Genomic DNA, 13,182 nt, shown 5'->3' with positions numbered 1-13,182 from the left:
AGGCTTGAGGCATGGAAATCTTCGGAATCATCCTCTTCATCGTCCTCATCACCGCCGTAGCAGCTACCGTTTCAGCCCTGCTAAAGGATGGACTCGGGCACAACCCGCCCATCAACTCAAAGGAACCCTGGAGCGCCTTCGACTCTCCGAGCAGCCCGTACTGGAACCCCCGCATCTACTAGGGGCATGCCAAGCGACTGCAAGGTCCACCAAAGCCAATCAAACCGACGCCCGTCAGTTCACGGAATTCTGCAGGATTCTTCGATCGACGGGCGTCCCTACGCGGTCCCAATCCCACCAAGGTTTTTCCGCGGACATGAGCTAGATTCACTTGCATGATCCAAACCTCTGCCCGGCTCCTCCAGCTGCTGTCACTGTTGCAGGTGCGTCGGGAATGGACTGGCCCGGCACTCGCTGATCGGATGGGCGTGACCGAACGGACCGTCCGCCGCGATATCGACAAACTGCGCAATCTCGGGTATCCCATTCACGCATCCCCGGGAATCGCGGGTGGCTATCAACTTGGAGCAGGTGCGCAGCTCCCGCCTCTGCTCCTGGATGACAATGAAGCCCTGGCGGTGGCCTTGGGATTGAACTCTGTGGCTGCTGGCCCCGTAGCCGGCATTGGTGAGGCCTCTGTGCGCGCGTTGGCGAAGCTGGAACAGGTCCTGCCGTCCAGGCTGCGTCCCAAGTTCGCCATGCTGAAGGCCGCCGTCACTACCCTTCCCAGCAATGCAGGAACTGTTGATCCTCAACAACTGACCGTCGTCTCCGCCGCAATATCGGACAGACGGCAAATCTCCTTTGAGTACGTCACGTCCGGCGGCGAATCCGCACGAAGGCTGGTGGAGCCCTACAGGTTGGTGGACACCGGCCGGCGATGGTATCTGGTGGCGTGGGACGTCGAACGGGAGGACTGGAGAACCTTCCGGGCGGACCGTCTTGCTTCGCTGCCATCGGAACGCAAGAAATACACTCCACGTCCGCTGCCCGCGGAAGACCTCGCCGCCTACGTGCAGCAGTCCATCACCCGTTCGCCGTACAGGTTCGACGTCGTGGTGCGGCTCCGCGCGCCCCTGGCCGAGATTGCCGCCGTCGTAAATTCCCAGTACGCAACACTGGCGTCCGACGGACCCAAAGCCACCATCCTGCGGTCCGGATGGGACAACCTCGCAGCTCCGGCGGCGTATCTTGCAGCACTCGATGTTGACTTCGAGATCCTCGAGCCTGCTGAATTCAAGTCCTACGCCATGGAACTTTCGCACCGTCTCAGTGCTGCAGCCGGGACTGTGACGGACACAGCGGACGCGGGAGCCCAGCCACAGTAGACTGGCAGCAGCCATGACACTTCATATTTCCTACCCCGCAGAGCTGCCCGTATCCGAGCGCCGCGAGGATCTGATGGCGGCCATCTCCGCAAACCAGGTGACCATCATTGCCGGTGAGACCGGTTCGGGCAAGACCACACAGATCCCCAAAATGTGCCTCGAACTGGGCCTTGGAGACAAAGGCCTGATCGGGCATACCCAGCCACGCCGACTCGCAGCCCGGACGGTGGCCGAGCGCATCGCCTCTGAACTGGACGTAGAGATTGGCCAGGAGGTGGGCTTCCAGGTCAGGTTCACCGGTGAGGTCAGCTCATCCACCAAGATCAAGCTGATGACTGATGGCATCCTCCTCGCCGAGATTCAGCGGGACAAACTGCTCCGGAAATACAGCACCATCATCATTGACGAAGCCCACGAGCGCAGCCTCAACATCGACTTCATCCTGGGCTACCTCAAGCGCATTCTCCCCCAGCGCCCGGACCTCAAAGTCATCATCACCTCGGCAACCATTGATCCCCAAAGGTTCGCCAGGCACTTCGGCAGTGAGGATGATCCAGCGCCGGTCATCGAAGTCTCCGGACGAACTTATCCGGTGGAGATCCGGTACCGGCCTTTGTCCCAGCCGGCCGGTGGAGAAGACGATACCTCGGACGACGAACTCGAAGAGGACCGCGATCCCTTGGACGCTGTGTGCGACGCTGTGGACGAGCTCGCTAAGGAAGCGCCCGGGGACATCCTCATCTTCTTCTCCGGCGAGCGCGAAATCCGGGACGCCGCTGAGGCGATCAACGGCCGTATCCAAACAAACAGGCGACTTGCCGGGACGGAAGTCCTGCCGCTCTTTGCCCGTTTGAGCCTGCAGGAGCAGCACCGGGTGTTCAATCCCGGCGGAAAACGTCGCATCATCCTGGCTACCAACGTGGCCGAGACGTCCCTGACAGTTCCCGGCATCAAGTACGTGATAGATACCGGAACCGCCCGCATCTCGCGCTATTCACACCGGACCAAAGTACAACGGCTCCCTATCGAGCGTGTTTCCCAGGCTTCTGCCAATCAGCGCTCGGGCCGCTGTGGCCGCGTCTCGGAGGGCATTGCCATCCGTTTGTACTCCGAAGAGGACTTCGAGTCGCGTCCTTTGTTTACGGACCCGGAGATCCTCCGGACCAACCTCGCGGCCGTCATCCTGCAGATGACCGCCATGGGAGTTGCCCGCGGTCCCAAGGACGTTGAAAACTTCCCGTTTGTGGAACCACCGGACTCGCGGGCCATCAACGACGGCGTCACTCTCCTGCGCGAACTCGGCGCCTTGACCTCGCCCAAGTCCGGTAACGCGGCCGGCAACGGTCGCAGCGGCAGTGGACTGACCGCCGTCGGGCAGAAATTGGCCCAACTGCCGGTGGATCCACGGCTGGGCCGGATGATCGTGGAGGCGGGCAAGCGGGGTTGTGTGCGCGAGGTGATGATCCTGGCGGCTGCCCTGACCATCCAGGACCCCCGGGAACGGCCGTCGGACAAGCAACAGTTGGCTGCGGAGAAGCATGCTCGTTTCCGCGACGAGCTCTCGGACTTCACCGGCTTCCTCAATCTGTGGAACTACATCCAGGAAAAGCAGCGCGAGCTCTCCTCCACCCAGTTCCGCAAACTGTGCCGCAACGAGTTCATCAATTACCTGCGCGTCCGTGAGTGGCAGGACCTCTTTACCCAGCTCCGGCAAATGGCCAAACCCCTCGGCATCGCGCTGGACAATAAGCGCGAAGCAGATCCCGTGGGCAACTACGAGGGCATCCACATCAGCCTGCTCTCCGGGTTGCTGAGCCACATCGGCCTCCTTGATGAGCGCAAGCGTGAATACGCCGGTGCCCGCGGAAGCCGTTTTGCGATCTTCCCCGGCTCAGCGCTGTTCAAGAAATCACCCACCTTCGTGATGGCCGCAGAGTTGGTGGAGACAAGCCGCCTCTGGGCGCGCGTCGCCGCCAAGTTCGATCCCCTGTGGGCTGAACAGGTAGCCCCGGATCTGGTGAAGCGGTCCTACAGCGAACCGCATTGGTCATCACGGCAGGGCGCTGTCATGGCTCACGAGAAAGTGACGCTGTACGGCGTACCCATCATTCCCAACCGTCGCATCAACTACGGGCGCGTCGATCCCGAGTTGTCGCGCGAATTGTTCATCCGCCATGCCTTGGTGGAGGGCGAGTGGAAGACACACCATAAGTTCTTCCACCGGAACCGGGCCCTGCTTCAGGAGATCGAAGAACTCGAAACCCGCATGCGGCGCCGGGACATTCTGGTGGACGACCAGACACTCTTCGAGTTCTATGACGCCCGCGTCGGCAAGGACGTAGTTTCCGAGAGGCACTTTGATAAGTGGTGGAAGGATGCCCGGCAGTCAGATCCCGATCTCCTGGACTTCGACCAATCCTTACTCATGAGCGAAGACGCCGAAGCACTGGACGACTCCGCGTATCCGAAGAGCTGGCTGCACAAGGGCTTCGACCTGCCGTTGAGCTACGAGTTCCATCCCGTAGGGCCAGGCGCGGCCCCCAACCCATCTGACGGTGTCACGGCTGAAGTCCCGGTGCTGTTCCTGAACCAACTGGACGACGCCCCGTTCCGCTGGCAAATTCCCGGGCAACGGGTGGAACTGGTCACGGCGCTGATCAAGTCACTACCCAAACAGGTACGGAAGAACTTTGTGCCTGCCCCGGACGTTGCACGGCAGGCAACCGCAGCGCTGGAAGCCGACTTTGATCCCGCCACCGACGAACTTGAGCCATCCTTGGAACTTGTTCTTCGCCGGCTCCGCGGACACGTCATTCCTCCAGGTTCGTGGAACTGGGATGCCGTACCGCCGCACCTACGGGTTAGCTTCAAGGTGGTGGACAGCAAGGGCAAGGTGCTTGACGAAGGAAAGAACCTTGCTGAACTCCAGGAGAAGCTGGCGCCGGCAACGCGCCGCGCCATCGCCGAATCGCTCGGCGCCACACCCGCGACGACGTCACGCGCCAAGGGCGGCAAGGGAACCGGCACGTCAGGCGCACCCAACGGTCAAACGCCAGCCCCGGGCGCAACGCCGGCAGGCGATGGAATTATTGCCGAACGCGGCGGCATCACCATGTGGGAGTTCGGCACGGTGGAGCGCCAGGTTACCCGGACTGTCAAGGGCCATGCCGTCACCGGCTTCCCGGCGATAGTGGACGAAGGAAAATCCGTGGCACTGCGGGTATTTCAGACCCGGCCGGAGCAGGAAGCCGCCATGCGTGGCGGCGTCATCCGATTGCTTGCCTTGCGGATCCCGCCACCGGACCGTTACGTGCTGGAGCACCTCAGTAATACGGAGAAGCTGACGTTTAGCCAGAACCCGCATGGATCCGTGAGCGCACTCATCGCGGACTGCGCACTGGCAGCCATCGACAAACTGGTTCCGCAGGATCTGCCGTGGGAAAAGAAATCGTTCGATGCGTTGTACGAGGTAGTCCGTGCAGAACTGATCGATACCGTGTTCACGGTGACGGCCGTCGTCGAACGTGTCCTGGCCAGTACCCGCCGCATCCAGAAGCAGCTGAAGTCCAACACCAGCCTGCATCTGATCAGCGCCCTCAATGACATGAAGAGCCAACTGGAGCAGCTGGTGTTCCCGGGCTTTGTGGCACAGACGGGCTATGCGCAGCTCAGCCAACTCCCGCGGTACCTTCAGGCAATCGAGAAGCGGCTGGAAAAGCTCCCGGGCAGCGTCCAGCGTGACGGCCTGAACATGGCAGTGGTACAGGCGTTGGAGGATGACTACGACGACGCCGTATCGGCTCTGCTTCCAGGGCGCGGCGCCGGCCCGGAGTTAACACGTGTGCGCTGGATGATCGAAGAACTGCGGGTGAGCCTCTTCGCGGTTGAACTTGGCACGGCCTACTCCGTGTCGGAGAAGCGAATCCGCACGGCACTGAACCAAGCACTCGCGCCGGTATAACCGGGCAGGCATGAGAAAACCCGGCGGCGCTTCACAAGCACCGCCGGGTTAAATCATGCAGGAATCAGCCACAGGCAGAGACCGCCACCACTGGCAAAGTCACACCTCGGGGACAGCGTCGCTGTGGCCCGCGTCGCGTAAAGCCGCGCGCAGCTTCACGGCAGTGGCATCCATGATGGCGGGGTCCGGGTTGTGGTCCACGTTGTGAAGTTCAAAATCCGCCGTGGAATACGCCGGCCACACGTGGACGTGCAGATGATCCACCTCGAAACCCTCCATCAACACGCCAACACGCTTGGCGTCGAACAGGGACTCCTGCACCTTGCCGATGCGCTGGGCCACGTCCATGACCTTGGCCAGCAATTCCGGGCTGGCTTGCGTCCACGAATCCACCTCTTCACGCGGCACCACCAAGGTGTGTCCTTGGGTGATGGGCGAGATGGTCAGGAACGCCACCACGTCTTGGTCCTTCCAGACAAAGCGGCCCGGGATCTCACCGTTGATGATCTTGGTAAACAGCGTGCTCATGCGTCTGCCCTTTCCGATGGTTCCTGAAGTGTTGCTGTGTCCAGAACGAAACGGTACTTCACGTCTCCGGCCACCATGCGGTCATAAGCTTCGTTGAGTTGCCCGGCCGCCACCACCTCGATGTCGCTCACTACGCCGTGTTCGGCACAGAAGTCCAGCATTTCCTGCGTCTCCTCAATGCCACCAATCAACGAACCTGCGTAGGCGAGCCTCCGGCGGATGAGCAACCCGGGGCTGACCGGTGGCATGTCATCGGCGGGAAGGCCCAGCTGGAAGAGGGCCCCGTCCAGGCGAAGGGTCCGGAAGTACGGGTTGAGATCGTGCGGGGCTGCAACGGTGTCGATGATCACGTCAATGCTCCGGTTGGCTGCCTCCATGGCATCGGCGTCCTTGGACAGGACCACATGGTCCGCGCCCAGCTCCCGTGCGGCCTCGAACTTGGATTCGGAGGTGGTGAATACCGTTACTTCAGCACCCATGGCCTTGGCGATCTTGACGGCCATGTGTCCCAGTCCGCCCAGGCCAACAACACCCACGGAGTCGCCTTCCTCTACCTCGAAATACCGCAGCGGCGAGTACGTGGTGATACCGGCACACAGCAGCGGAGCCGCCGCAGCCGGATCCAGCGCATCCGGGACCCGCAACACGAAACGCCTGTCCACCACCACCGAGGTTGAGTATCCACCTTGGGTGATCTCGTCACCGTGCCGCGGATCTGCAGCCCCGTAGGTGCCTACATTGCCCCGCTCGCAGTACTGTTCCAGTCCTTCGAGGCAGCTCTCGCATTCGCGGCAGGAATCCACCATGCAGCCAACGCCCACGCGGTCGCCTGGGGCGAAGTCCTGAACGGCCGCCCCAACACGGGTTACGCGGCCCACGATTTCGTGACCCGGGATCAACGGGTAGGGCGGAACCCTCCACTCACCGCGCGTTGCGTGCACATCCGAGTGGCACAGCCCGCAGAACTCAATGGCAATCTCCACGTCATCCTCTGTAGGTACGCGGCGGGCCACCGTCAGGGGTACCAACCCACTATCCGGGGATGTGGCACCGTACGCTGCAGCCAGCGTTCCGGGGCGATCTTCACTGGTGTCCATGGTGATCGGCTTGGCAAGAGGTGGGGGCACAGGGCGTCCGGGAGTCATGCTTCGACGCTACTCCCGGCAGCCCTGCTTGTGCCACTTGGTCCGGCGGCGTGCTGTTCAAACGGCGCACTGCCCACGGCAACGTCATGGGCAGGATTGTTGGACCATTGCGAAAACGAGCCCGGATACAGCGCAGCCCGGTATCCAGCGATTTCCAAGGCAGCCACCTCGTGGGAGGCCGTCACCCCAGACCCGCAATAGACAGCCACCTTGGACGACGGCTCCAGACCCAGCTCCTCAAAGCGCCGGCGTAGCTCCTCTGCCGGAAGGAACGTGCCATCAGCGGCGACATTCCCCGTGGTGGGCGCGCTCACGGCGCCCGGAATGTGCCCGGCCTTGGGATCGATGGGTTCCACCTCACCGCGGTACCGCTCCCCTGCCCGGGCGTCCAGCAACACACCGTTGCGGTGCCACTGCCCCGCGTCATGCTCAGTGATCGCCGGCATGCGGCCCTCACCCAAAGTGACATTTCCGACGGCGGGTCGCACGTCACCGAATTCCACCGGGTGCCCTGCCGCGCGCCAGGCGGCCAGGCCGCCGTCGAGCAGGTACACAGAGTCAAAGCCCGCATTCCGCAACATCCACCAAACGCGTGCCGCGGCCATGCTGCCACTGTTGTCATACGCCACCACGGTGTCGCCGTCGCTGATGCCCCACGAGCGCGCGGATTCCTGAAAGCGCTCACGGGTTGGCAGAGGATGGCGGCCTTGCCGGGGCTGTGCGTGATCGGCCAGCTCTGTGGGGAGATCCACGAACACCGCGCCAGGAAGATGACCGGCCGTGTATTCGTCGTGTCCATCAGTACGGCCCAGGACCCAGCGGACGTCCAGAAGTGCAGTGCGTTTCCCGGACTCGAGGCGCGCGTGCAGTTCCGACGCGCTGATCAGCGTGGCCATAAGTTCTCCTTCGTTCCTGCGGCATGGACCCCTTTGCTTCCGGCGCCCGGATTCCAGCCTAGGCTTATCCGGTGAGCAATTCGTGTATTCAGGACAGGGCATGGGCCAACGAGGCCATCCGTAAAATCGAGGCTGAGAACAACCGCTCGGCCGACACCCACCTTTATGCCGTCCCACTCCCGGACCACTGGGGAGTCAACCTGTACCTTAAGGACGAGTCGACCCACAGATCGGGCAGCCTCAAGCACCGCTTGGCCAGGTCACTTTTCCTATACGGCCTGGTCAACGGCTGGATCACCGAAGGCACTACCATCGTCGAAGCCTCAAGCGGGAGCACCGCGGTGTCCGAGGCATACTTTGCCCGGCTCATCGGGCTACCGTTCATCGCGGTCATGACCAAGACCACCAGCCCGGAGAAGATCGCCCTGATCGAAGACTTCGGCGGCGCATGCCTGCTGGTTGACCATGCTTCGGAGGTCTACGCCGTTGCGGAAGAGACCGCAAAGACCTCGGGTGGTTACTACATGGATCAATTCACCTACGCCGAACGGGCAACGGATTGGCGCGGCAACAACAACATCGCGGAATCGATTTTTGAACAGCTCTCCTTGGAAGAACACCCGATTCCGGAATGGATTGTGGTGGGTGCAGGCACCGGCGGTACCAGCGCCACCATTGGCCGCTACCTCCGATACAACCGCTATGACACCCGGCTGGCCGTCGTGGACCCCGAAAACTCGGCTTTCTTCCCGGCCTGGCGCGACGGAAACGCGGCCGCGGCAACGGGCCTTCCGTCCAGGATCGAGGGCATCGGCCGGCCGCGGTCAGAGCCCAGCTTCGTCCCGGCAGTCATCGACCACATGATCCAAGTGCCTGATGCTGCCTCGGTAGCCGCCATGCGGCACTTACGGAAACTCACCGGCCTGCACGCAGGACCATCCACAGGGACAAATCTTTGGGGCGTCTGGCAGTTGGTGGCCGCGATGGTGGCCGAGGGCCGGCAAGGCAGCATCGTGTCTCTCATGTGCGACGCCGGCGACCGTTACGCGGGTAGTTACAACGACGCCGGGTGGCTGGCCGCGCACGGCCTGGACCCCGCACCGCATGAAGCAGTTCTGGAACGCTTTCACGACACCGGGGTGTGGCCCGCCTAGACCTCCACCGACTCCTTCGGGGCAAGACGCCTGTAGGTGGTTCCGTAGCGGGCGCCGATCCGGGTGACATGGCCCTCTACGATCCCCCGGCCCAGTTCGTTGAGCAGGGCGTCGTGGACCGGAAAAGCCTGGGGAGCACGGACGGAGATGACGAAGTCCACTACCTCGCCCACTTTGGACCACGGAGCATGGAGGGGAACCAAAAGGGTCTGGACATTGATTCCATCGGGGACTACGAACGAATCGCCGGGGTGAAAGACGTTGTCATCCACCAGATAGCCAATATTCGCCACCACCGGGATCTGAGCGTGGATGACAGCGTGCTGGCCACCAAAAGTCCGGATGCTGAACCCTGCCGCTTCGAAGCCAGAACCGGCCTCCACGGCATACACGCGATCGGCCACATCCCCGTTTTCCTTCAAAGCAGCAGCCACCCCGGCCGGCGCATGGACCTCCAGCGCAGTGTTGCTGCGCAGGGCTGCTGTCACTGCCGCTTGGTCGATGTGGTCACTGTGTTCGTGGGTGACAAGTACGGCGTGGGCTCCGCGCAGGGCTTCCTCAGACTCGGAGAAAGTCCCGGGATCAATCACCAGGACCTTTCCTTCCTTCTCCAACCGGACACAAGCGTGGGTGTACTTGGTGAGCTTCATGGAGACAGCCTATGGGCGCCCACTGACAGTTTCCAAGCCCCCCCTACTGGTAAAATTGGGCTTTGCCAACATCCCCAGGGAAGTGAGTCTTTCAATGCCACAGGGCACCAATTCGGCCACGACCGGCAACGCAGCGCCGGCCACCAGCGGTGTCAGGGAGCAGCGCGTCACCAAGCAGCGCTTGGCCGTCAGCGCCGCCCTGGACGAATTGGATGACTTCGTGAGCACTCAAGAGCTTTACCGGCTGCTGCAGAACAAAGGCATCTCCGTGTCGCTTGCCACGGCCTACCGGATTCTGCAGTCCCTGGCCGACGACGGCCTCATTGATGTCCTTCGAAACGGCGACGGTGAAGCCGTCTACCGGCGCTGCGCGGTCACCGGACACCACCACCACCTGCTCTGCCGCAACTGCGGTAAGGCAGAAGAAGTGGAGGCACCCGCCGTCGAGACCTGGGCTGCCCGGACGGCAACTGAACACGGCTTCACCGAGGTTGCCCACACAGTGGAAATCTTCGGGTTGTGCCCCGAATGCACAGCCAAAAAGGCAGCCGGCAAGCTTTAGAGCGCTCCCGCCGGCTGGTCCCGTGATACGCGGCCATTAAGGCCCCTGTTAGCGCGGACCCTGCCGATGATCCGGCACACCACGTAAATCAGGAAGGACAGCGTGGTGACATACGGGCTGATGGGGAGGCGGCTGCCCAAAGCCAAAAGAATTCCACCCACTGTGGCCGTCATCGCGAAAAGCACACTCAGCAGCACTACCAAACGGGGTGATGTAGTCACCCTCAGCGCGGCAGCTGCAGGGGTGATCAGCAAGGCGAGGACCAAGAGCGCGCCCACGATCTGGATGGACAACGCCACACTGACACCCAGCAGCACCATGAAAGCGATGGCAAGGCCACGAACCGGCACACCCCTCGCTTCTGCCATTTCAGGGTCCACGCTGGCGAAGCTCAGTGGACGCCAGATTGCCGCCAAAGCAATCATCACCACCACAGCCGTGCCGGCAAGCACCTGCAGTTGCACCGTATCAACGGACACGATCTGACCTGTCAGCAGACCGAACTTATTTGCCGCGCGACCCTCATAGAGCGCCAGGAACAAAATGCCCAGGCCCAGCCCGAACGGCATAATCACACCAATAATCGAGTTCTTGTCGCGTGCCCTTACTCCCATGAAGCCCAGGAGTACAGCCGCGGCCACAGAGCCAATCAGGGAGCCGAAAATGATGTCGGCTCCGATCAGCAGGGCGAAGGCAGCACCGGCGAAGGACAGTTCGGAGATGCCGTGGACCGCGAAAGCCAGGTCCCGTTTCATCACGAACGTACCCACCAACCCGCCCAGAAGCCCCAGTACGGCACCCGCCCAGATGGAATTCTGGACGAGAACCAGCAATTCACCATAATTCTCAAAATTGAAAATGGTCTGCAGGATGCTCTCGACGTCCATCTAGAACTCCTCCCCGGTGGTTGCGTGGGCTTCGTCATGGAAGTGGGTGGTTGCGTCGGGAAGACCCACCACCACGATCCTTCCATTGGCGTGAATGACTTCCACGTGGCTGTCGTACAGTTCGGAGAGTACTTCCGTGGTCATGACCTCCTGCGGAGTTCCGACACGGAACTTTCCACCGGCCAGGTAGAGCACACGATCCACGTAGTCGATCACAGGGTTGATTTCGTGGGTCACGAAGACCACGGCGCTGTTCCGCTCATGGCATTGCTTGTTGATGAGTGAACTGACGCCCTGTTGATGATGCAGGTCCAGGGAAAGCAGTGGCTCATCGCAGAGGAGAACCTGCGGCTCGGTCGCCAAGGCCTGCGCCACCCTGAGACGTTGCTGCTCGCCGCCGGATAACTGTCCAACCGGCACCCTGGCGTAGTCCGATGCGCCCACCTGCTCCAGCAGCTGGTCGATCCGCTCGTTGACTTTGCCGGATGCAAACCGCATTCCCCAGCGGTGCCCATCGATCCCCAGCCCCACCAGGTCACGGGCGCGAAGCGGGGTGTCCGGGGCAAACGATTTTTGCTGGGGTATATAGCCGATTTTTTTGCTTCCCCGCTCCACCGGGTGCCCACCCAGGGACACGGTTCCGGAATGCAGTTCCTGCAATCCGAGCAGAACTTTCAGGAAGCTGGTCTTGCCGCTGCCATTTGGACCAAGGACAGCGAAGAACTCACCCGGGTTGATGTCCAGGTCCAGGTCCCGCCAGAGTGTCCGCTTGCCGAACTGCAGGCTGGCTCCGCGGAGGCTCACTACCGGTGTCAAAAGTTATCCTCATATCCATGCATTCCGTGGAACGCAGTTGTTGTGCCGCTGGTATTGGCCACCAGGCTGGTGGCAAGCAAAAGGCCCCGCAGCCATCCTGAATATCTTAGGACGCCAGCGGGGCCCTTCACCCCATAACGGGTGCAGGGAACGCTACTTCTTGAGTGCGGCGGTGACTGATTCCACGTTGTCCGTCATCCACTGGAGGTAGTCTTTCCCGTCCGGCAGCGTTTCAGTGAAGTTCACAACAGGTACCCCGGCCGCTTCCGCAGCCCGCTTGACCGACTCGGTCTGCGGCCCCTCCGTCTGCTCGTTGTACGCCAGGAACCGGACCGATTTGGCACTGACCAGATCTGTGGTTTCCTTCAGTACCGCAGCCGGGACATCGGTCTCTTCTTCGATTGCCGCGCTGTAGGCTTCCGGCGTCTTGTTTTCCAAGCCTGCAGCTTCGAGGAGGTACAGCGGAACGGGTTCAGTGACGGCCACGGGGGCGTGCTCATTGCCGGCCTTGATCTCGTCAAGCTTGCCCGTCAATTCTGAGAGCTTTGCCTTGAATGTCTCCGCATTAGCCGTGAAGGTCGAGGCCGATCCCGCGTCAAGGCTGCCCAGCTTGGCGGCCACCGCGTCGGCAACCTTGCCCATGGTGTCCAGGCTGTACCAAACGTGCTCGTTAAAGTCTCCGTGGTTGTGGGTGTGGCCCTCTTCGCTGTGCGCTTCTTCGCTGTGGCCTTCCTCTTCCGGAGCAAGGCCTGAAATCTCGACGGCGCTGATCATGTTCTCGTGGCCGACTTTCGTCTCATCAGCAATCTTGTGGAGGAACTCGTCATAGCCACCGCCGTTCTCCACTACGAGCTTGGCTTTGGAAATCACCAGCTTGTCCTGGGCGCTTGCCTCGTATGAGTGCGGGTCCTGGCTGGTCTTGGTGATGATGGCGTTCACGTTGACTTTGTCCCCGCCGACAGCCTTCACGACATCCCCGTAGACATTGGTAGAGGTGACAACTTCAATGGCGCCTGTTGTGGGATCATTGTTCGCTCCGGCGGTCCCGGCACAGGACGACAGCAGTAGGGCGGACAGAGCTGCAGAAGCGGCCACGGACAGGCGGGTGGCGGAACGACGCACGAAGACCTCGGATCTACTCAAAATGAGAATCAAACACAATTACTGGGAGATTTCAGTGTAGCCCCAAATGGGAATGATTCCTATTTAGAAGGCTCTGGCGTCACCTGGAACCAGGCGACGCCAGAGGGATCTA

Annotated in this window: 12 protein-coding genes; 5 read left to right on the top strand and 7 right to left on the bottom strand. The window is 61.6% G+C overall.

What is annotated here, in order from left to right; translation table 11 throughout:
- Positions 1 to 11 precede the first annotated feature (11 nt).
- The 3 genes from HAV21_RS02380 (at position 12) to hrpA (ending at position 5,289) form a co-directional block, all read left to right on the top strand.
- Entirely contained in the window at positions 12 to 182 is a 171-nt protein-coding gene (locus tag HAV21_RS02380; RefSeq protein ID WP_165450181.1) for a hypothetical protein, read from the top strand.
- Positions 183 to 335: 153 nt separating this feature from the next.
- Positions 336 to 1,328 (top strand): YafY family protein, encoded by a 993-nt coding sequence (locus tag HAV21_RS02375; RefSeq protein ID WP_142938612.1) that lies wholly within the window; start codon positions 336 to 338, stop codon positions 1,326 to 1,328.
- 13 nt (positions 1,329 to 1,341) lie between these two features.
- Positions 1,342 to 5,289: an ATP-dependent RNA helicase HrpA gene (hrpA, locus tag HAV21_RS02370; RefSeq protein ID WP_166840180.1), complete on the top strand. Its 3,948-nt coding sequence runs from the start codon at positions 1,342 to 1,344 to the stop codon at positions 5,287 to 5,289.
- A 99-nt stretch (positions 5,290 to 5,388) separates the two neighbouring features.
- On the opposite strand, the gene HAV21_RS02365 is transcribed toward hrpA, so the two are convergent.
- Genes HAV21_RS02365 through HAV21_RS02355 form a run of 3 tightly spaced genes read right to left on the bottom strand, consistent with a single transcriptional unit; the run spans position 5,389 to position 7,858 of the window.
- Positions 5,389 to 5,817 (bottom strand): HIT family protein, encoded by a 429-nt coding sequence (locus HAV21_RS02365; RefSeq protein ID WP_166840178.1) that lies wholly within the window; start codon positions 5,815 to 5,817, stop codon positions 5,389 to 5,391.
- The gene (locus tag HAV21_RS02360) at positions 5,814 to 6,962 is read right to left on the bottom strand and encodes an NAD(P)-dependent alcohol dehydrogenase (protein WP_142938609.1); all 1,149 of its coding nucleotides are present in this window, start codon (positions 6,960 to 6,962) and stop codon (positions 5,814 to 5,816) included. The genes HAV21_RS02365 and HAV21_RS02360 overlap by 4 nt, the downstream gene beginning before the upstream one ends.
- Positions 6,959 to 7,858: a sulfurtransferase gene (locus HAV21_RS02355; RefSeq protein ID WP_166840176.1), complete on the bottom strand. Its 900-nt coding sequence runs from the start codon at positions 7,856 to 7,858 to the stop codon at positions 6,959 to 6,961. Before HAV21_RS02355 ends, HAV21_RS02360 begins: the two co-directional genes overlap by 4 nt.
- A 71-nt stretch (positions 7,859 to 7,929) precedes the next feature.
- On the opposite strand from HAV21_RS02355, the gene HAV21_RS02350 reads away from it, so the two are divergent.
- On the top strand, positions 7,930 to 9,012 hold the full coding sequence (locus HAV21_RS02350) for a PLP-dependent cysteine synthase family protein (protein WP_142938607.1): 1,083 nt from the start codon (positions 7,930 to 7,932) through the stop codon (positions 9,010 to 9,012).
- Here the strand turns inward: HAV21_RS02350 and HAV21_RS02345 are convergent.
- Positions 9,009 to 9,662 carry an MBL fold metallo-hydrolase gene (locus HAV21_RS02345; RefSeq protein WP_166840173.1) on the bottom strand — a complete coding sequence of 218 codons (654 nt, stop codon included), beginning with the start codon at positions 9,660 to 9,662 and terminating at the stop codon, positions 9,009 to 9,011. The two genes, HAV21_RS02350 and HAV21_RS02345, sit on opposite strands and share 4 nt — an antisense overlap.
- A 94-nt stretch (positions 9,663 to 9,756) precedes the next feature.
- On the opposite strand from HAV21_RS02345, the gene HAV21_RS02340 reads away from it, so the two are divergent.
- Complete coding sequence (locus HAV21_RS02340) at positions 9,757 to 10,224, top strand: Fur family transcriptional regulator (protein WP_142938605.1); 468 nt, start codon at positions 9,757 to 9,759, stop codon at positions 10,222 to 10,224.
- Here the strand turns inward: HAV21_RS02340 and HAV21_RS02335 are convergent.
- The 3 genes from HAV21_RS02335 to HAV21_RS02325 all read right to left on the bottom strand — a co-directional run bounded on the left by HAV21_RS02335 (position 10,221) and on the right by HAV21_RS02325 (position 13,082).
- Positions 10,221 to 11,111, bottom strand: a complete 891-nt coding sequence (locus HAV21_RS02335) for a metal ABC transporter permease (protein ID WP_142938604.1) — start codon at positions 11,109 to 11,111, stop codon at positions 10,221 to 10,223. The genes HAV21_RS02340 and HAV21_RS02335 overlap by 4 nt on opposite strands.
- On the bottom strand, positions 11,112 to 11,927 hold the full coding sequence (locus tag HAV21_RS02330; RefSeq protein ID WP_187697145.1) for a metal ABC transporter ATP-binding protein: 816 nt from the start codon (positions 11,925 to 11,927) through the stop codon (positions 11,112 to 11,114).
- A gap of 153 nt (positions 11,928 to 12,080) precedes the next feature.
- Positions 12,081 to 13,082: a zinc ABC transporter substrate-binding protein gene (locus tag HAV21_RS02325; RefSeq protein WP_166840171.1), complete on the bottom strand. Its 1,002-nt coding sequence runs from the start codon at positions 13,080 to 13,082 to the stop codon at positions 12,081 to 12,083.
- Positions 13,083 to 13,182: the final 100 nt, after the last annotated feature.

It is taken from the genome of Paenarthrobacter sp. MSM-2-10-13, from assembly GCF_011605365.1.
Lineage (GTDB): Bacteria > Actinomycetota > Actinomycetes > Actinomycetales > Micrococcaceae > Arthrobacter.
Note: the sequence above shows the minus strand (reverse complement) of the source record. Positions and strands in the feature narration are given on the sequence as shown.

Excerpts from the sequence above, each read along its gene's own strand:
- HAV21_RS02380 (WP_165450181.1), top strand. The coding sequence starts at position 12 with ATGGAAATCTTCGGAATCATCCTCTTCATCGTCCTCATCACCGCCGTA.
- HAV21_RS02375 (WP_142938612.1), top strand. The coding sequence starts at position 336 with ATGATCCAAACCTCTGCCCGGCTCCTCCAGCTGCTGTCACTGTTGCAG.
- hrpA (WP_166840180.1), top strand. The coding sequence starts at position 1,342 with ATGACACTTCATATTTCCTACCCCGCAGAGCTGCCCGTATCCGAGCGC.
- HAV21_RS02365 (WP_166840178.1), bottom strand. The coding sequence starts at position 5,817 with ATGAGCACGCTGTTTACCAAGATCATCAACGGTGAGATCCCGGGCCGC.
- HAV21_RS02360 (WP_142938609.1), bottom strand. The coding sequence starts at position 6,962 with ATGACTCCCGGACGCCCTGTGCCCCCACCTCTTGCCAAGCCGATCACC.
- HAV21_RS02355 (WP_166840176.1), bottom strand. The coding sequence starts at position 7,858 with ATGGCCACGCTGATCAGCGCGTCGGAACTGCACGCGCGCCTCGAGTCC.
- HAV21_RS02345 (WP_166840173.1), bottom strand. The coding sequence starts at position 9,662 with ATGAAGCTCACCAAGTACACCCACGCTTGTGTCCGGTTGGAGAAGGAA.
- HAV21_RS02340 (WP_142938605.1), top strand. The coding sequence starts at position 9,757 with ATGCCACAGGGCACCAATTCGGCCACGACCGGCAACGCAGCGCCGGCC.
- HAV21_RS02335 (WP_142938604.1), bottom strand. The coding sequence starts at position 11,111 with ATGGACGTCGAGAGCATCCTGCAGACCATTTTCAATTTTGAGAATTAT.